At 66.2% G+C, this 19,354-nt stretch carries 13 protein-coding genes; 10 read left to right on the forward strand and 3 right to left on the reverse strand.

The genetic code is table 11. The annotated features are described in order from the left end of the window. The first annotated feature begins 865 nt into the window (after positions 1-865). The 5 genes from RDV64_RS02225 to RDV64_RS02245 all read left to right on the forward strand — a co-directional run bounded on the left by RDV64_RS02225 (position 866) and on the right by RDV64_RS02245 (position 9,565). On the forward strand, positions 866-3,730 hold the full coding sequence (locus RDV64_RS02225; protein WP_309197656.1) for a transporter substrate-binding domain-containing protein: 2,865 nt from the start codon (positions 866-868) through the stop codon (positions 3,728-3,730). 109 nt (positions 3,731-3,839) lie between these two features. After that, complete coding sequence (locus RDV64_RS02230) at positions 3,840-5,039, forward strand: aminotransferase class I/II-fold pyridoxal phosphate-dependent enzyme (RefSeq protein ID WP_309197657.1); 1,200 nt, start codon at positions 3,840-3,842, stop codon at positions 5,037-5,039. A gap of 104 nt (positions 5,040-5,143) precedes the next feature. Further along, positions 5,144-8,203, forward strand: a complete 3,060-nt coding sequence (locus RDV64_RS02235; RefSeq protein WP_309197658.1) for a DNA translocase FtsK 4TM domain-containing protein — start codon at positions 5,144-5,146, stop codon at positions 8,201-8,203. Positions 8,204-8,499: 296 nt separating this feature from the next. After that, complete coding sequence (locus RDV64_RS02240) at positions 8,500-9,081, forward strand: outer-membrane lipoprotein carrier protein LolA (RefSeq protein WP_309197659.1); 582 nt, start codon at positions 8,500-8,502, stop codon at positions 9,079-9,081. After that, complete coding sequence (locus tag RDV64_RS02245; protein WP_309197660.1) at positions 9,047-9,565, forward strand: universal stress protein; 519 nt, start codon at positions 9,047-9,049, stop codon at positions 9,563-9,565. Before RDV64_RS02240 ends, RDV64_RS02245 begins: the two co-directional genes overlap by 35 nt. Before the next feature lie 36 nt (positions 9,566-9,601). On the opposite strand, the gene RDV64_RS02250 is transcribed toward RDV64_RS02245, so the two are convergent. Together RDV64_RS02250 and RDV64_RS02255 are read right to left on the reverse strand one after the other, a co-directional pair. Continuing rightward, the gene (locus RDV64_RS02250) at positions 9,602-10,237 is read right to left on the reverse strand and encodes an HD domain-containing protein (protein WP_309197661.1); all 636 of its coding nucleotides are present in this window, start codon (positions 10,235-10,237) and stop codon (positions 9,602-9,604) included. Then, positions 10,237-11,409: a M20 aminoacylase family protein gene (locus tag RDV64_RS02255; RefSeq protein ID WP_309197662.1), complete on the reverse strand. Its 1,173-nt coding sequence runs from the start codon at positions 11,407-11,409 to the stop codon at positions 10,237-10,239. Before RDV64_RS02255 ends, RDV64_RS02250 begins: the two co-directional genes overlap by 1 nt. A gap of 226 nt (positions 11,410-11,635) precedes the next feature. Between RDV64_RS02255 and RDV64_RS02260 the strand changes: the two genes are divergently transcribed. From RDV64_RS02260 to RDV64_RS02275, 4 genes are all read left to right on the forward strand, one after another. Continuing rightward, positions 11,636-14,230, forward strand: a complete 2,595-nt coding sequence (locus RDV64_RS02260; RefSeq protein ID WP_309197663.1) for a TIGR02302 family protein — start codon at positions 11,636-11,638, stop codon at positions 14,228-14,230. A 140-nt stretch (positions 14,231-14,370) separates the two neighbouring features. Next, a complete protein-coding gene (ftsE, locus tag RDV64_RS02265) occupies positions 14,371-15,030 on the forward strand; it encodes a cell division ATP-binding protein FtsE (RefSeq protein ID WP_309197664.1) in 660 nt (219 codons plus the stop codon). Beyond that, the gene (locus tag RDV64_RS02270) at positions 15,030-16,739 is read left to right on the forward strand and encodes an FtsX-like permease family protein (protein WP_309197665.1); all 1,710 of its coding nucleotides are present in this window, start codon (positions 15,030-15,032) and stop codon (positions 16,737-16,739) included. Before ftsE ends, RDV64_RS02270 begins: the two co-directional genes overlap by 1 nt. After that, positions 16,739-17,536 (forward strand): lysophospholipid acyltransferase family protein, encoded by a 798-nt coding sequence (locus RDV64_RS02275; protein WP_309197666.1) that lies wholly within the window; start codon positions 16,739-16,741, stop codon positions 17,534-17,536. The genes RDV64_RS02270 and RDV64_RS02275 overlap by 1 nt, the downstream gene beginning before the upstream one ends. A gap of 25 nt (positions 17,537-17,561) precedes the next feature. On the opposite strand, the gene RDV64_RS02280 is transcribed toward RDV64_RS02275, so the two are convergent. Continuing rightward, complete coding sequence (locus tag RDV64_RS02280; protein WP_309197667.1) at positions 17,562-18,095, reverse strand: gamma-glutamylcyclotransferase; 534 nt, start codon at positions 18,093-18,095, stop codon at positions 17,562-17,564. Between the two features lie 190 nt (positions 18,096-18,285). Between RDV64_RS02280 and RDV64_RS02285 the strand changes: the two genes are divergently transcribed. Then, a complete protein-coding gene (locus tag RDV64_RS02285) occupies positions 18,286-19,308 on the forward strand; it encodes a DUF2125 domain-containing protein (RefSeq protein ID WP_309197668.1) in 1,023 nt (340 codons plus the stop codon). Positions 19,309-19,354: the final 46 nt, after the last annotated feature.

The raw sequence follows: 19,354 nt of genomic DNA on the forward strand, positions 1-19,354 counted from the left end.
TTTGTGCAGAGTGATGATATTCTTATCGTTATGAGATTCTGTGCAGCCTATTGGCTCAGTATCGATATTTTTGCTTCTCTTCCACTACTTCTACGGAATTACACTGCACCGTTAGACGAGGAAAAAGTTCATTTCAAGCATTTTTCCAGAAATATCTTGCTGCATTTGAGCATCGAAACTTCGCTTTTATACAAATTATCTGCATATGCATATTTCGAAAAAAACTGAGCCGGATCTGTCTGTTTTATTTGGATTAATTCAGAATTTTGTAATCGAAGAGATGCGCCACAATGAGGCCACAAAGTCGACACATTTGATTTTGGCTATTTATCTTTGCATTAAATTTCATTGCACATAATTTCAAAGATCGTTTAAAAAAGGCGCCACCAGCGCCCGTTTGATCAGCGGGTGGCGACGTTCCGGCCGCGCTGGTAAAATCGCATACAAATGAATTTGCTTGGCTTTTGAGCCTGGATGGCTTGTCTCGGCATCGCCGGACTGAGAGAGTCCGAGTGGCGAACAAGGCATCGAATAACTTGACTCGTTCGACCTGATTTTATCGGACGAAATTTGGCGGATCGGATCACCCGATGCCCATTTATTAGCCGGAGAGGAAAGATTGCCGGCTCGTTAGCGACTCAGATGGCAAGCTGCTCTAACAAGGGACACGGTGGCAGAGCATGATCGCCCGCCGCGGGACAGGAAGGCCGACGCGTTGAACCGGAGCACAGATTTCAGCCCTCGCATGATCGCGCGGTTATTTTTCCTATGCTGCGCGTTGCTTGTTGGAGCCGCCCTGAGCCCGGCATCCGTCAACCAGGCCCGCGCTGGCCTTCCAGACTTCACGGAGACGGAGGAGGCCTGGATGGCGGCCAATCCCTCTCTCACCATCGGCGTGGTCGCGGACAACGAGCCTTATTCCTTCTTCCGCAACGGCCAGATCATGGGCTGGACCATCGACGTCATCCGCCGGATCGAGGCCCGCTCCGGCCTCGAGATCGACATTCGCCTCGGTGCATGGCCGGAGGTTTACGGACGTTTTCGCAGCGGCGACCTCGATATCATCGCCGACATATCGAAGACCCCGGAGCGCTCGTCCTTCATCGACTTCACGGACGCTTACCACCTGCGCCGGACGGTTCTCTTTCACAACATCGACAATCCGCTGGATCAGCTGGACGATCTTGGCGCGCTTGCAACCAAACGCATCGGCATCATCAAGGACATCTACTATGCAGACGTCCTGACCGAGGCCGGGATCGAGCCCATCCCCTACGACACGTATCGCGAGCTGATGGCGGCACTGGCGTTCGGCTGGATCGACACCGCCCTTGCGCCCAAGCTCACCGGCAATTTCTTCGCCCGCGAGAACGGCTTCACCAACATCGACGTTGCAGGCTCGCTCCCGGTGGCCAGCATCTCGCTGGAGGACTTCCGCTTCGCCACCATCAGGACGCCATCCGGCGATCCCGCGCTCCTGCATTCGATCCTGCAAAAGGCGCTGAGCGCAATTCCCACCGAGGAGCTGGCCGCCATCACCGAGCGCTGGCTGAGCTACCGCGACGGACGCGCAGCCGTGGTGCAGCCACTGCGGCTGCTGCCCGAGGAGCAGGGGTTCATCGCAAATGCACCCCTCCTCTCCATCGGCTTCATCAGCGACTACGAGCCGTTCAGCTTTCTGGAGGACGGCCGCGGGCAAGGGCTTGCAGTCCAGCTGGCGCACGAGCTTTCGGCACGCACCGGCCTGACGATGAAGCCCGTGTTCGACAACTGGTCGAACCTTCTCACCGCATTTCAGAATGGCGAGATCGACATCATCTCCAACATCTCCTTCACGGAGGAGAGAGAAGAGTACACGCTGTTCTCGCAGGAATATCACCGCATTCCGAATGCCGTGTTCGTCCGTTCGGGGTTCGGTCCATACCGGGGCATCCAGTCTCTCGCGGGCAAGCTCGTCGGCATCGGCAAGGACATTTATTATGCCGACGCGCTGACCGCGCGGCTCGGCGATGTGGTGTCTTTCAACACGCAGGAACAGATCCTCGCCGCCCTGTCGGCGGGCGAGATCGACGCTGCCATCATGGCGCTCAGCAACGGCAACGCGATCATCCGCCGGATGGGCCTCATCAACATCGAGATTGGCGGCGAGTTCCTGATGGAAGGCGTCGAACGCGAAAATCTGCGCTTCGGCGTCTCGCCGAAATACCCCTTCGTCAAGAGCATTCTCGACCGGGCGATGAACGCAATGCCGCTCAGCAGCTGGAACGAACTGGAGCGGCGCTGGCTCGGCCCGGCCATTGCCGGCATCGTTGCCCCCCGTGCCAACCTGACTACGGCCGAACGCGAGTATCTGCGCAACAAGAGCGTCATAAAGGTCTGCTTCGACCCGCTGGTTCCGCCCTATAGTGCAGTGGACGAGGACGGCGCCTTCATTGGCGTTTCGGCCGACATCATGGCGCGTCTTGCGGAAACCGGCGGTTTCTCGTGGCAGGTGCAGCCGGTGCGGCTGTTTGGCGAAAACTACGTGCCGGACGAGAGCGCCGAGTGCGACATTCTCCCCTTCACGTCCGACCGCGGCACGGACAACGTCGACTGGGATACGACCGACCCCTACATGGTGCTGCCCATGGCGGTCGCGACACCGCTGCAAACCCCGTTTGTCGAAAGCCTCCATGCGTTCGACGGGCGGCGCGTCGGCTACGTGCCGGAGCGCAGCCCCACCGAGTTGCTCCAGCGCCGCTACCCGAACGTGACGCTCATTCCCATCGAGGACGAGGCGGAGGGGATCCACCGCGTTCGCGACGGCACGCTCGACGCAATGCTGGGGACGCTCGGCAGCTTCGGCTTTCTCATCTCCGAAATGGAAGCCAGCGACGTGAAGATCGCCGGCCGGATCGCCGAGGACTGGCGGGCCGCCATGGCCACCCGCGCCGACGAGCCGATGCTGGGCGCAGTCATCAACAAGCTGCTTGCCAACCTCGACGACAACGAGGTGAGCGGGATTCTCAACCGGCAGATGCTGGTGCGCATCGAGCAGTCGGTGAATTACACGCGAATGATCCAGCTCGGCGTTGCCGCCACGTTTGTGGTTGCCCTGTTCGTGTTCTGGAACAGACAGCTTTATCGGCTCAATTCGGCGCTGAACGAAGCAAACCGAAAGCTCCAGGAAGTCAGCATTCGTGATGGGCTCACCGGCGTCTTCAACCGGATGCATTTCGACGAGCGCGCCAACGAGGCCTTCATGCTTGCCCGGCGCAACGGCTGGCTCTTTTCCATCGCCATGCTCGACGTTGACCATTTCAAGGCGATCAACGACAAGTTCGGCCATCCGTTCGGCGACCTGTGCCTGCAGCAGATTGCCGTGACCATCACGCGGTACTTCTCCCGCGGCGGCGACCATGTGGCCCGCTATGGCGGCGAGGAGTTCGTGATTTTCGAGATGGGCGGCTCGGCCAGCGATTTCAGGATGCGGCTGGAGACCATGCGCGAGGCCATCGCGTCCACGCCTTCGGGGCGGGTTGGCGAGACGATCTCCATCACGCTCAGCGCCGGTTGCTTCAGCGGTGTGCCGGAAATTTCGCAAACCCTTGCCGATTTCGTCCGCCTTGCAGACCTTGCGCTCTACGAAGCCAAGGGGAACGGCCGCAACGCCGTTGTGGCGCACGGCCTGTCGGATGGCAGCCGCGCGGATGCAGACACCATGATGGCGCCCCGCGGCGGCACCGCGTGAAATTGTTGGCAGAACGGGCACGAAGGTCGTAATCAGACCGGCGGTCAAAAGCGGCCGCCGCCACCTTGCGCTTCAAAAAGTGCGTCGCAGCCGAAAAAGTACGCGGGTCATGTTCGAGAAAAAATCACCGTTCGAGCGCCTTCGCGCGCTGCTGGAGGGCATCGACCCCGGTGCCGATCCCGTGGATCTCACCGTAGGGAGCCCGCGCCACGCCCCACCGGCCTTCGTCGCCGATGTGCTTGCCGAACATGCCGGCGACTTCATGGGCTACCCGACCATTTCCGGCACCGCCGCCTTCCGCAACGCGGTGCACAAATGGATCGACCAGCGCTTCAACCTCGAAGGCTTTCTCGTCGAGCACGGCGATATTCTGCCCGTGTCCGGCAGCCGCGAGGGCCTCTACTTCGCAGCCGGCCTTGCCCGCGACCTGAAGGACAAGGCCAATCCGGTCATCCTGTTCGCCAACCCGGCATACCAGACCTACCCGGCCGCCGCGCACGCCATCCGGGCCGAAGCCATTCCGATGGCAGCGTCCGGCAACAGCGTTCTGCCCAACTTCGATGCCGTTGCGCCGGAGGTGCTCGACCGCACGGTGGGCTACTATTTCGCCTCCCCCTCCAACCCGCAGGGCGCCAGCGCGACCATGGAAGAATGGCACGCGCTGTTCGACGTGGCCGAACGGCACGACTTCTTCGTCTTTGCCGACGAGTGCTATTCGGAAATCTACCGCGAGAATGTCGGCCCGCCCGTCGGCGCGCTGGAGGCCGCCCGCACCCGCCCCGGCGCGCTTGACCGGCTGATCGTCTTCAACTCCCTGTCCAAACGCTCCAACCTTGCGGGGCTGCGCGTCGGCTTTGTGGCCGGCTCGCGCGATGTGATTGCGGCCTTCAAGGACTACCGCAACCTTGTCAGCCCGCAGGTGCCGGCGCCACTTCAGGCCGTGGCAGCTGCAACCTATGCCGACGAAGCGCATGTGGTGGAAAATCGCCGACTCTACGACGAGAAATATGCGCTGGTGCCGGAAACCCTGGGTCTGCCAGTCCCGCCGGGCGGTTTCTTCCTCTGGGTGCCCGTCGATGGGGACGACATTGATGTCACACGCGCGCTCTGGCGTGAATCCGGGGTGCGTGTCGTGCCCGGTAGTTACCTCGCCTTAACGCCATCCGGGCGAAAAAACCCGGGACGGGGCTTCGTGCGTCTTGCGCTCGTCGCGGACGCGTCTGTGACCCGCGAGGCGCTGTCCCGCATTGCTTCGGCGCGCTCGCTCGTCCCAGACGAGGGCCGCGTGCCGGGGGTGTCAGAGGCTTGAGCCGGCTCCGTCGTCAAACGCGACTTCCGCATTGATGGCTCGCGCACGGCTCCGGCGTGTCGATCAGGAGCTCGTGTGCTGTGAGTGTGTTGCGTCTAAGGACCTTGGAACATTTCTTCGATGACCCTTCCGTGCTGTTTGCACGGCGAGCCATCGCGGCCATTGCAGGGGGGCTGCTCCTCGCGCTGACAGCCTTTCTGGGGCTGGCCCTGGCAACGTGGACCGTGAGCGACCCGAGCCTCACCCACGCCACATCCGCGCCTGTCGACAACCTGATGGGCATACCCGGCGCGTCGCTCGCCGATCCCATCATGCAGATGCTGGGGCTCGCGGCGCCGCTTCTCCTGGCACCGTTGCCGCTGTGGGGCCTGCGCCTTCTGAACGGCCGTCCGCTGGGCCTGCGCGCAAGCCGGCTTCTGCCCGGCCTTGCAGCCGTGCTCCTCGCACCCGGCTTCTTCAATGCCTTTCCGGTCACCTCCTCCTGGCCGCTGCCCATGGGGCTTGGCGGCGTGATCGGTGAAATGTGGGGCGCAATCCTGGTCAACTGGTTCGGCATCACGTCGGGCACGGTGCACGGGCTGTTCGGCGGCGTCCTGGGGCTGGCCGCGCTGTTTGCGCTGCTGCGGGCCGTGCAGCCGGTGCGGGCCGCGCCGCGGACAACGTCGCCGGGCTTCCAGATCCGCCGCCATCAACCGGCCGAAGACGAATATGGCCTCGACGACACCGACGCCTTCGAGGCCGACACGCCCCGCCTCAGTGCCTTCCGCGGTGCTTTGGCCCACGCCACGCTCACCGTGCGCGCCAAGATGCGCAGGAAGCCCCGCGCCCAGCACGCCGAGGCGCCCCGCCTGCGCACCGCACTGACCGCCACCTACGACGACGAGGGCGAAGGCGCGGCCGTCTACCGGACCCGCACGACTGCCGGCGAGGAAGACCTGTTCGAGGCCGCCGAGCCCTTCGGCGAGTATTATGACGAGGCCGACGGCGCTTTCGTAGAGCCTGCCCCGCAGCCGGTGCGCCAGCGCGTTGCCCGTCCGCGCCCGCAAAAGGTGGAACCGCAGCTTGCGCCGGCGTACGCGGCAGAAGCGCCGGACCAGTACGAAGCGGCGCCGGAACCGCCTGCGCCGCAGCGCCGCCGCGTTGCAGCCGCCGCCCCCTTTGCCGAAGCCGATCGCGGCAGCCGCCAGTTCACGGCCCCGCTTCGCGGCCCGGCCGCCCGCGTGCGCGCTCTCGAAACCGACGAGGCCGGCAACGAGATCGAAGCCTACGACGACGTGCAGGACGAGGCAGAAACAGACACCCCGGTGCCCGAGGCCGAGATCTACGACGACGCCGCATACGAAGACGAAACCCCCGAGACCACGGCAGCCGGCACAGCCGATTTCGACGACTATGACGATTATGACGACGATCCCTTCGCCGCCGAAGTCGCCCGTCACGACACGCCGCGCCAGAACGTCCCCGTTGCACCCCATCGCCCGGCCCGTGCCCCGGCCCCCGTGCCCCAGCGCGCGCAGCAGCAGGTGCCCAAGCGCTTCCCCGTTTCCGAGGACGATGGCCCCTCCGGCCGCGTTACCCCGGCTGCCGGTGCCATGGCGCCCGGCCGCCGCGTGGTGCGCGAAGCCCAGCCGAGCCTCCTGCCCAACGGCGAATACGAGTTCCCGCCGCTGGCGCTGCTGGCCGCCCCGCCCAGCGACAACACCGACACCGAGCTCACCGAGGATGCGCTGGAAGCCAACGCCCGCGTCCTGGAAGGCGTGCTGGAAGATTTCGGCGTTCGCGGCTCGATCATCCAGGTCCGCCCCGGCCCGGTCGTCACCCTTTACGAACTGGAGCCGGCGCCGGGCATCAAATCGTCCCGCGTCATCGGCCTTGCCGACGATATTGCCCGCTCCATGAGCGCGATCTCCGCCCGCGTTGCGGTGATCCCCGGCAAGAACGCCATCGGCATCGAGCTTCCCAACCGCAAGCGCGTGACGGTGTTCCTGCGCGAGCTTCTCGCCAGCCGCGACTTCGAGAAGACCAAGGCCAAGCTCCCCATGTGCCTTGGCAAGACCATCGGCGGCGAAGCCGTCATTGCCGACCTTGCCCGCATGCCGCACCTTCTGGTCGCAGGCACCACCGGCTCGGGCAAGTCGGTTTCGGTCAACACGATGATCCTGTCGCTGCTCTACTTCCACAAGCCGGAGACCTGCCGCCTCATCCTCATCGACCCGAAGATGCTGGAGCTTTCCATCTACGAGGGCATCCCCCACCTTCTGACCGAGGTGGTGACCGACCCCAAGAAGGCCGTCGCGGCGCTGAAGTGGGCCGTGCGCGAGATGGAAGACCGCTACCGCAAGATGGCCAAGCTCGGCGTCAGAAACATCGACGGCTTCAACGCCCGCCTGAAAGAGGCCGGCAAGGAAGGCGCCCCGCTGTCGCGCATCGTCCAGACCGGGTTCGACAAGCGCACCGGCGAGGCGATCTTCGAGGAAGAAGTCCTGTCGATGGAGCAGATGCCGTACATCGTCGTCATCGTCGACGAGATGGCGGACCTGATGCTGGTCGCCGGCAAGGAAATCGAAGGCGCGATCCAGCGTCTGGCGCAGATGGCCCGTGCCGCCGGCATCCACATCATCATGGCAACGCAGCGGCCTTCGGTGGATGTCATCACCGGCACCATCAAGGCCAACTTCCCCACCCGCGTGTCCTTCCAGGTCACGTCCAAGATCGACAGCCGCACGATCCTCGGCGAAATGGGCGCCGAACAGCTGCTCGGCATGGGCGACATGCTGTTCATGGCCGGCGGCGGGCGCATCCAGCGCGTCCACGGCCCGTTCGTGGCGGACGAGGAGGTGGAAGACATCGTCGGCCACCTCAAGCTCCAGGGTCAGCCGGAGTACATGAACGAGGTGCTGGAGGACGACGACGACGAGGGGGAAAACAGCGGCTCCAGCGGCCTCGATGCGCTCTCCGAATCCGATGACCTTTACGACCGCGCGGTCGCTCTTGTCCTGCGCGACCGGAAGGCCTCCACCTCCTACGTCCAGCGCCGCCTCTCGATTGGCTACAACCGCGCGGCAACCCTGATCGAGCGGATGGAAAATGAAGGCGTGGTCAGCCCCGCCAACAACGCTGGCAAGCGCGATATTCTGGTCCCCGCGGAGGGCGAGGTGGCCTGACCCCTCCCCCACCGCTCGCGAATTCTTGCGCCGCCGCTTGGTCCCAAGCGGCGGCGTTTTTGTTTGGCGCATCGCAGCTGTCCCCGCGGATCGCCGGAACACACAGGCCCGGCGCGGCGTTTACACCTGTTGGGGGCTTTGTTCCCTGCCGCAGCCTGTGCCCGGCGGTGAGCCATTTGGCAGCGCACCTTGAGACCTTTGGGGCGATGACGCACATTCAGGCGAAGGGATTGAAGCCGGCCCACCGGCCAAACCATATGGGACTGCATTACATGCGAAAGTTCGCGATAGCCGCCTTGGCATCAATTGCCCTCACGACGCTCTCCGCCGGGGCGGCCTTTGCCGCCACCGGAGAAACGCTCGCCGAGATCAACCGGTACTTCAACGGCATCAAGACGATGCGGGGCGAGTTCTCGCAATTCGGCCCGGATGGGTCGATCACCTCGGGCCGCTTCGCCATCCAGCGTCCGGGCCGGATCCGCTTCTTTTACGACAAGCCGTCCAACCTCGACATCATCGCCGACGGCAAGTCCGTCGCCGTCAAGGACCGCAAGCGCTACAAGCAGGACATCTGGCCGCTGGGCCGCACCCCGCTGCGCTTCTTGCTCGACACCTCCATCGACCTCACGTCCGACGCCAAGGTGACCCGGGTGGACGTTCAGCCGGACATAGTGTCGGTCACCGTCGAAGAGAGCACCGCCTTCGGCGACGGCTCCATCACGATGATGTTTGACGCGGCGACCAATGAGCTGAAACAGTGGAACGTCGTCGACAGCAAGGGTCAGGAGACCAGCGTTTCCATCTACAACGTCAAGACAGGCGTGCCGGTCGACCCGAGCCTGTTTGAAATCGACTATAGGATCCCGAGCAATAACTAGCGAAGATACCAATTCCGCGCGCGGGAAGCGCAAGTTTCTCGTCGTGATCGACGATACGCCGGAATGTGAGCATGCGCTCTTGTATGCCGCCCGGCGTGCCAAGCGGACCGGGGCCACCGTGCTGGCTCTGGTCGTCGCCCCGCCCACCGAATTTCAGCACTGGCTGAATGTCGAGAATCTGATGCGCGAGGAGGCCGAGGAAGAGGCCAACGAGATGCTCGATCGCTCGTTCGCCAAGCTTTCCAAGCATGGCGCCGAAGAGCCCGAGCGCCGCATCGTGTTCGGCAACCGGACCGACGGCATCCGCGAAGTCATCGGCGACGATCATTCCATCGCCGTGCTGGTGCTTGCCGCAGCCGCCGGCGCCGAAGGGCCGGGCCCGCTGGTCAGCGCCATCGCCAGCGGACAGGCCGGCACCTACCCCGTGCCGATCACCATCGTTCCCGGCGGCCTCACGCCCGAGGAAATCGACGCCATCACCTGATTGCGCGCGGTTGCGGCCGCGGTCGGCGCGTCCGGTTCAGACCGGGGCGCCTTCCGCTGCGCGCGCCTCTGCGGTCAGGGGATCGGCCAGCGGCTTGCGCACGCCGGAGGCAATCACCTGCGGCTGGTAGGGCTCGCGCGCGAAGATCTCGGCCACCATCGGGCGGAAATGGTCCAGCGGCAGGCTGTGATAGTTGGGGTCGAACGACGCCTGGTCCCACCGCTCGCAGAACTGCACCGCATCTTCGAAATACGGGTTGTCCTTGTGCCGGCGCCGCACGTCGCGGTCGCCGCCGAAATGGTGCGCGTAGTAGTAGCGCTGGAACAGGCCGTGGTGCGCCACCACCCACGTGCACTGCTCGCGCAGGTAAGGGCGCAGGATGGCGGCGGCATATTCGTCATGGTTGTAGGGCGCATAAAGGTCGCCCACATCATGCAGCAGCGCGGCGACGACCCAGTCAAGGTCCGCGCCGTCCAGCCATGCCCGCGTCGCCGACTGCACGGAGTGCTCGTACCGCGTCACCTGATAGGCGGACTGGGAGGTATCGAGCTCCGACAGCGCGTCCAGCAGCCGGTCGCCCACAGCCGCAGCCGAAGACCGCTCATGGGCTTCCAGGAAGATGTAGTCTTCCCGGTCGCCCTCGGCCATCTGGCGGAATTTGACGCGCTGCATCATGCGCTCCGCGGCAACGCCGTCTCGACGAGGGTTGCCCAGTAGGAGCAGCCGACGGGGATCAGCTCATCGTTGAAGTCGTACATCTCGTTGTGGAGGTTGGCGACATGCTCGCCCACGCCGGCGAAGATGAACGCGCCCGGCACCGTGTTCAGCATGAACGAGAAGTCCTCCCCGCCCATGGTCGGCACCACGTTGCGGTCGACGTTGCGCTCGCCCACCACCTTGGCGGCAATGTCACCGGCAAACTCGGCCTCGGCCTCGTCGTTCTGCGTCACCGGATAGTCCCGGCGGTAAAGGAGCTTGGCCGTCACGCCGTAGGCAGAGCCCACCTGATCGACCACTTCGTGCAGACGCTGTTCGACCAGATCGCGAATCTCTGGATTGAGCGTGCGCACCGTGCCGCGCAGCTCGGCGGTCTGCGGAATCACGTTGTCGGTTGTGCCGGCGTTGAACATGGTCACCGAAATCACGGCGGAGCCCAGCGGATCGGCATTGCGCGACACGATGGACTGGATGGCGGTGATGATCGCAGCGCCCGCAACAATGGGGTCGTGCGCCAGATGGGGCCGCGCCGCGTGGCCGCCCTTGCCCTCGATGGTGATGGTCAGCCGGTCGGCTGCGGCCATCAGCGGGCCGGGACGGATCGCGAAGGTGCCGACCGGGTGGCCGGGGAAATTGTGCATGCCGAAAACGCGCTGGATGCCGTAGCGCGAGATGAGACCGTCGTCGATCATCGCCTGCGCGCCGGCGCCGCCTTCTTCGGCCGGCTGGAAGATCACCACCACCGTGCCGTCGAAGTTGCGCGTTTCGCTGAGATATTTCGCCGCGCCGAGGAGCATGGCGGTGTGCCCGTCGTGGCCGCAGGCGTGCATCTTGCCGGGCACCTTGGACGACCAGGGCTTGCCGGTCTTCTCGATGATGGGGAGCGCATCCATGTCGGCGCGCAGACCGATCACGCTGTCGCTGTCGCCCTGCCCCTTGATGACCGCGACAACACCCGTCTGCCCGACGCCCGTCTCGACGGAGTCCACGCCGAATTCGCGCAGCTTTTCCGCCACTTGCGCCGCTGTGCGGTGCACGTCGTACAAAAGTTCGGGGTTTTCGTGAAAGTCACGACGCCAACCGGCAATCTCTTCGGCAAAGTCGTGGAAGCGGTTCACGATGGGCATTTCACGCAGTCCTTACAATCTTGATGCGGCGCGTCTATCAACCACACCAGAGCAAATGCGGCAATCGCCGCAACGCCGCCGGAGCGCCTCTGCCAGAGCCTCGAACACGGCGACGTGAGCGCCGATGCAAGGGCTGGGACAGCCCGCCATATTGCCGCCACGGCAAAGGTGCGTAATCTCTGTCCCACCGCCCGCACTCCGACGGTACACTGAAGGGAACGATCCCATGCCGGCACCGATGAACACGCGCCTCTCGCGTCTGATCACGAGCGCGCGCGCTGCGATCGTGTGGGAGCGGCTGTGGCCGGCCGTTGCCCCCATGGTCGGGGTTCTGGCGCTGTTTCTCGCCACCGCGTGGATGGGCCTGTGGATTGGCGCGCCCGCGCTGCTGAAGGGCGCCGCCCTGGCGGTGTTTGCGGTGTTGTTCGTCGCGTCGGGCTGGCGCCTGCGCCGCTTGCGGATGCCGGGGCGCGAGGACGCGCTGCGCCGGCTTGAAAGCGATGCGGACCTGCCGCACCGCCCGCTCGGCACCTACGAGGACAACCTTGCCCCCGGCGGCGACGAAGTGACCGAGAGCCTCTGGCGCGTTCACCGCCGCCGCGCGATGGCGCGGCTTTCCGCCCTGCGCTTTGCGGTGCCGCGGCCCGATATCGTGCCGCACGACCCTTTTGCGGTCCGTGCGGTTGTGGGCATTGCCCTCTTCGTGGGCGTTGTGGTGGGCGCCGGGGCGCTGGCGGAGCGGCTGATCACGCCATTCAATTTCGACGAGCCGTCCACCGCCGCCGCCGGTCCGCAATTCCGGCTGGACGCGTGGGTCACGCCGCCATCCTACACGGGCCGCGCACCGCTGTTCCTGTCATCCGCCACGCGGGTGGAAACCGGCGACGGCATCAAGGTGCCGGCCGGCTCCATCCTGACTGTCCGCACCCAGGGCGGGCAGCCGCTCGACCTTCATGTCGCGCGCGAGGACGGTGCCACCACCGAGACCATGCCCCGCCTGTCGGACGACGGCGCCGAAGTTGCCGCCTATCAGTCCACCCTGCCCATCGACGGGCCGATGGCGGTCGAGGTGCAGCGTGACGACACCACCGTCGACGGCTGGCGTTTCGTTGCCGAGGGCGACCGACCCCCCTCCGCGGTGCTGACCGAGGACCCGGCCGAGAATCAGCGCGGCGGCTTCGAGCTGCGCTATGCGCTGGATGACGATTACGGCATCGCCTCCGCCGAAGCTTTGCTGATGCCGCTTCAGGCCGGCGAAGGCCGCCGTCCGCTGGTGGACAACCCGCAATTCCCCCTCGTGCTGCCGGCCGGTCCCGGCATGCGCGGGGCGGCCCGCACGGTACAGGACCTGTCGGAGCATCCCTTCGCCGGGATGGAGGTGACGCTGCGCATCAAGGCGACCGATGGCGTCGGGCAGACCGCGTCCAGCGCGCCGCGCATGTTCCGCCTGCCGTCGCGCGTGTTCATCAACCCGGTGGCCAAGGCTCTGGTGGAGCAGCGGCAGATCCTGGCGCTGGATGCCAACCGGCAGATCGACGTGATCGAGGCGATGGACCTGATGCTTCTGGTGCCCGACGCTCTTGGCGGGCCGGGTGCCTTCCTCGCGGTGCGCGCGGCCTACACCGACATGGTCGCCGCCCGGACGGACGATGAGATGCGCGAAATGCTGGACCAGCTCTGGGCGCTGGCGCTGATGCTGGAAGACAACGGCATGAGCGAGGCCGAACGCGCACTGGCCGCCGCACAGGAGCGCCTGCGTCAGGCCATCGAGGACGGCGCACCGCCCGAAGAGATCGCGCGGCTGACCCAGGAATTGCGCGAGGCGATGCAGCGCTACATGCAGGCACTGGCCGAGCAGGCCCAGCAGTCTCCCCAGCAGGCCATGGGCGAGAACTCGCAGACCATCACCCAGAATGACCTCGACAAGATGCTGGAGCGGATCGAGCAGCTGGCCCGCGAAGGGCGCACGGAAGAGGCGGAGGCTCTCCTCGCCGAGCTGCAGCAGATGATGCAGAACCTGCAGATGGCCCAGCGCGGTCAGGGCCAGGGCGGCGACCCCATGGGCCAGAACGGACGCACGCTGGACGAGCTGGGCCGGATGATCCAGCGCCAGCAGGAGCTGATGGACGAGACCTATGGCCTTGGCGAAGGCCAGGAGGGTCAGCCCGGACAGCAGGGCCAGCGTGGTCAGGGGCAGCAGGGTCAGGGCCAGTTCGGCCAGGGTCAGGGCCGGATGGACCAGTTCGGCGGTCAGCAGGGCCAGCCCGGCCAGCAGGGCCAGCGTGGCGGCCAGGGCGGGCAGGACCCGATGGCCGGCATGAGCCCGTCCGAGCGTGCGGAGGCAATGCAGCGGTTGCAGGAGCAGCAGCAGGCCCTGCGTGAGCAGCTGGACGAGATGATGCGCCAGCTGGAAGAGCAGGGCTTCGAGCCCGGCGAGCGGCTCGGCGATGCGGAGCGCTCCATGGGCGATGCCGGCGAGGCGCTCGGCGAGGGCGAAAGCGGCAATGCGGTGGGCGATCAGGGCGAGGCGCTTCAGGCGCTGCGCGAGGGCGCCCAGGGCATGGCCCAGCAACTGGCCGAAGCCGAAGGCCAGGGTCAGGGCGAGGGTGAGCAGATGGGAAGCCCCGACAGTGGCCCGGGCCGCGACCCGCTCGGCCGCGCCCGCACCGAGGGCGGCTACGCTGACACAAGCCGCGTCGGCATTCCCGACGAGATCGACACCCAGCGCGCCCGCCGCATCCTGCAGGAGCTTCGCCGCCGCCTCGGCGATCTGGAACTCCCGCGCCTGGAGCGGAACTATCTGGAGCGGCTCCTGCCCTGAGGGACGCACCGGGGAAAAGTCGCTCAATCGTCATTCCGCGGGCTGACGAATGGCGCGTCCCCCGCGACGGCAGCACAATGCCGTGATAAAGATGGCAGGCGTCCGGCCACTTCGGGTGGGCGCACGGGACGCGGGGGCTGATGATCGCGCTGGACAATGTTGGGCTGCGCTACGGCAACGGACCGGAGATCCTGAAGGATCTTTCGTTCGATATTCCGGCCCGCTCCTTCCAGTTTCTGACCGGCCCCTCCGGCGCGGGCAAGACGACGCTGATGCGCCTCCTGTCGCTTTCCCTGCGACCGTCCCGCGGGTTCATGAGCCTTTTTGGTGCCGATGTGAGCCTGTTGCGGCGCAACGAGCTTCCGTCCATGCGCCGCCGCATCGGCGTCGTGTTTCAGGATTTTCGTCTGCTGGACCATCTGTCCACCTTCGACAATGTGGCTCTGCCGCTGCGGATCGAAGGCAAGAACGTCGATTCCTACCGGACCGACGTGACCGAGCTTTTGAAATGGGTCGGCCTGTCGGACCGGCAGCATGCCTTTCCGCCGGTCCTGTCGGGCGGCGAGAAGCAGCGTGCGGCCATTGCCCGCGCGCTCGTCACCCAGCCGGACGTGCTTTTGGCCGATGAGCCCACCGGCAACGTCGACCCGCCCATGGCAAAACGTCTGATGCGGCTTTTCATGGAGCTGAACAAACTCGGCACATCGGTGGTGATCGCGACTCACGACATCAACCTGATGGACCAGATCGACGCGCGCCGTCTCATCCTGTTCGACGGCCGGCTGGAGACCTCGCACTGATGGACGGCGGCCAGGACCCGCGGGACCGCCCGCGCCGCCCCGCCGAGCCCGGCCGCCCTGCCGAAGCCGGCTCGCGGGACGTCCGCCGCCCCGCCAGCGCGGCAGACGCGCCGCCGCGGCCGCGCACCACCCCCACCGGGCCACGCGCCGCCTTGCCGCGCCCTGCCGCATCGCGCGACCGCGCCGATCCGCCCGAGGCCACCACCCCGCCCCGCACGCCAACACGCCGCCCGTTGCCGGACGCCGCACCACCGGCGCGAACCGCGGAACGCCCGACGCGGCCCGTGCCCGTGGCGCGAAGCAGCGACCCGGCATCCAGGCCGCGGGACATGGCGCCCCAGCAAAGCCCGGCACCCGGCAACCCATCGCGGCCAAGGCGGCTTGCCACCCGCACCGCAGACGAAAGCGCAGCGGCCGCCACCCCTTCGCCCGCCGAACCGGCGCCAGAGCCCCAGCGCCGCCGCAGCATCAAGAGCACCCTGCGTGCGCGGCGCAGCGCCCTCCCGGCCGAAGCCGAGCCCGTCCCCCCAAAGGGCCGCGACGCAGAGCCGGCCCGCCTGCCGCCGCGCCCTGCCCAGCGCCCCGTCTCACCCACGCCGCAGACGATGGACGTGCAGGGCTTCGACGACCTCGAAACGCCTGACGCCGAATCCGATTTCGACCCCGATGCGCCGATCCCCGGCGCCATCCACCCCAAGCAGCGCTCTACCGGCGCCCCCCGCGAGCGTACCGGCGAGGCGAGACCGCGCACCCCCGGCAGCGCGCCCCGTCCCCGGCACCAGCCGAAGGACGTGGTGGACGCGCCGGACGAACACGCGATTGTCGAGAATGGTCCCATCGTCGACCCGCGTTCGGTGGCCGGCCGCGGGCTGACCGCCGTCATCGCCATCATGACCTTCGTGTGCGCGCTGCTGTTCGGCGCAGCCGTACTGATCGAAGAGGCTGCGGAGGTCTGGGCGGGCGAGGTGCGCCAGGACATCAGCGTCACCATTTTGCCGCTGGACGGCGATCCGGTGGAGCGCCGCGTGGAGCGCGCCGCACAGATCCTGCGCACCACCCCCGGACTGGACGATGTGGATGCGCTGTCCGCCGGCGAGGCCGAGGCGCTGCTGTCGCCCTGGCTCGGCTCTGACGCGGACTTCTCGCTGCTGCCGATCCCGCGCCTCGTCACCGCCAACCGCACCGGTCCGCTCGATGGCGATGCGCTCCGCAGCGCCCTTGCCGCCGTGCCCGGCACCTCGCTCGACGATCACCGCGACTGGAGCGCCCGGCTGGAGGGGATGGCGGCCACCGTGTCTGCCGGCGCCATCGGCGCGCTGGTGCTGATGCTGGTTGCCACTGTTCTCTCCATCGTGTTCGCCACCCGCGCGGCCATTGCCACCAACGCCGGCACGGTGGAGGTCCTCTCCATGCTCGGGGCGGACGACCGCTTCATCCAGCGCGCCTTCCGCGGGCGTTTCCTGCGCATTGGCGTGCGGGGTGCCGGCATCGGCCTTGCCGCCGCGCTTATCCTGTTCGGCGCGCTGGAAGCGTGGTCGATGCTGAGCTCCGGTGCCACGTCGGACCAGAGCCGCGCGCTGTTCGGTGCGCCCGGCATCGGCCCGTTCGGCTTTGCAGGGCTGTTCGTTCTGGGGCTGGTCGTGGCGCTCCTCGTCATCGGCACGGCGCGCGCTGCCGTGCGTCACCACCTCGACCGTCTGAGCGTCTGATGCAAAACACCGTCTCCCCCCCGCCCGCCGACCAGCAAAAGCTCCCCGAGCGCAGCGGCATTGCCCATGCAGTCGCCCTGGTGCGTTCGGTGATCTACTCGGTGGTCGCCACCCTCTTTTTCATCGTGATGTCGATCCTGTTCGCGTGGGTCATGCTGTTTCCAGCGCGGCGGACCCGGCTGCTGCTGCAGGTCTGGACGCAAGGCGACATGCTGCTCCTGCGCATCATCTGCGGCCAGAAGATTGCCGTGCTGGGGCTGGACAACCTCCCCGATGGTCCGGCCCTCATCGCCTCAAAGCATCAGGCCGCGTGGGAAACGCTGGCGCTGGTGCCGATGCTGCCGCGCGGCGTCGTCATCTTGAAAAAAGAGCTGCTGTCGATCCCGCTTTATGGCTGGTACGCGCGTTATTACGGGATGATCCCGGTGGACCGTGGCGCCGGCACCGCTGCCCTCAAGCAGCTTGCGGTGGACGCCAAAGCCGCCGTCGCCAAGGGCTTCCAGATCGTGATCTTTCCCGAAGGCACGCGGCGCCCCGTCGGCGCCCCGCCGGCCTACAAGCCCGGGGCCGTGTTCCTTTACGACCAGCTTCGCGTGCCCATGGTGCCGGTGGCGCTCAACTCGGGGGTTCTGTGGCCGCACAAGCAGATCGTGCGCTATCCGGGTACCATCACCGTCTCGTTCCTGCCCCCCATTCCGCCGGGCCTGCCGCGCGCGGAAATCAAGGCACGGATGGAAGTTGCCATCGAACGCGAGACCGACCGGCTGGTCGCAGAGGCGCTTGCCGGACCGCGTTAGGCTCCGGACCCAATCAGGGCAGGGCCTAGGGTTGCGCCGCTTGCCCGGCGCGCAGATGACCCGCGATCACCGAAAGGCGCGGATCGGCAACGCCCGCACTGTCCAGGTGATCGGCCGTCGACAGGACATAGTCCTCATTCTTGCCGGACTGGCCGACAGCGCCGCGCACCACCGCCAGTGTCTCCTCCACCGACAGTGCACCGGCATATTGCGGATGCGCCCGGTCCACCACATACGTCAGCGCCTCAACCGTGGAACCGTCTTCCAGCCGCGCCGGCATCTGCCGCTCCTGGTACACGAAGGTGACCTGCTCGCGTTCCCTCAGATAGGAGACGACCCCATCGCGGTCGGCCTCGGCCACCTCGAACACCACACCACGACACGCACCGCCGCGATCCAGCCCCAGCACGAGGCCGGGCCGCTCCTGCGTGCCCCGGTGCACCCATGAGTAGACACAAAGGCGGCGATGACGTCCGCGGACGGTTGCAAGCTGCCGAGACGTATAGGGAAAACCCGGTCGCCACATCAGCGAACCATAGCCAAAAACGAAGAGTGACATGCACACCTGTCGCACTGTGTGGCGAATGGACCCCCTTCCGGTGGGAAACAGGCCCGAGTGCCTTGGAAATCCGATGCGGCGGAGTGCATCAGTGCAATTCCGTCGCGGCTGCGATGGCTTGTGGCGTTGCGGCACCCATGTCAAGCCAACCGGCACCTGAGAGAATTGTCGGGAGTAACGGAGTGAGGTCATGGTCGGCGTGACGGCGACACCATCGCGAACCCTGCGGTACAAGGTGCTGATGCTGATCGTTCTGGTCATCATCGTCGCCTGGTCGATCCTGTGGTTCTGCGCGGCCACCGTTCTGGAACGGCAGGCGGACCGGCTTCAGCACGCCGCCATCGCCGACGGTGCGATCGTTCACTGCCTCAACCGCACCATCGGCGGCTACCCGTTCCAGATCGAGATGCGGTGCCACGACGGCTCCCGCCTCGGCACCGAACAGGGCTCCGTCACGCTGGGCGGTCTGGTCGCCACCGCTCTCGTCTACCGCCCCAATCGTATCATCATGGAAGCCAGAGGCCCCGCGGTCTACGAGAGCGAAAGCACGGGCAAAATCGCGGCAGACTGGGAGCTTGCCCACGCCAGCGCCCGGATTGACCTGTCGAGCGCCGCCGTCACCCGCTTCGACGCCGAGGTCAAGGGCGGCACCCTCACCGCCGGCAGCCTGCCGCCGATCAAGCTGTCCGAGCTGTTCGTCAACGCCCGCCAGAACCCGGCCAGTTCGCGCGATCTGGACCTTGCGCTGCGTGTCACCGGCCTCGACCCTGCACCCGGCGTCGACACCACCTCGCTCTCCGTGCGCGGGACACTGCGCGGCGGCGCTGCACTCCTCGCCGGCGATCCGAATGCCGTCGCCCAACTGGCCGCAGCAGACGGTCTCACCTTCCGGCTGGACGAAGCCATGCTCGGCAGCGGGCCGATGCAGGTCGCTGCCAGCGGCGAACTGTCCCTCGGCCAGGACGGCCATCTGAACGGCAAGCTCGACGTTGCCCTCGCCGGCTACGATAAAGGGGTGCCCTACGTCACGGTCTTCGCGCCCGATGTGCAGGACACCATCACGACGCTCCTCGGCAACCTTCTGATGTTCGCGCCGAAAACCACCATCGGCGACCGCCCCGCCCGCCGCCTCACGCTGATGGTGGAGGACGGCCGCGTCTCCGCCGGGATCGTGCCGCTGTTCCGCCTGCCGCCGGTGGCCGTCCAGCTTTAGCAACTGGCTCTAGCCCGCGGGCACCGCGTTGCGTTATCAATGGGGC

The sequence above is a fragment of the Acuticoccus sp. MNP-M23 genome, from assembly GCF_031195445.1.
Classification (GTDB): Bacteria; Pseudomonadota; Alphaproteobacteria; order Rhizobiales; family Amorphaceae; genus Acuticoccus.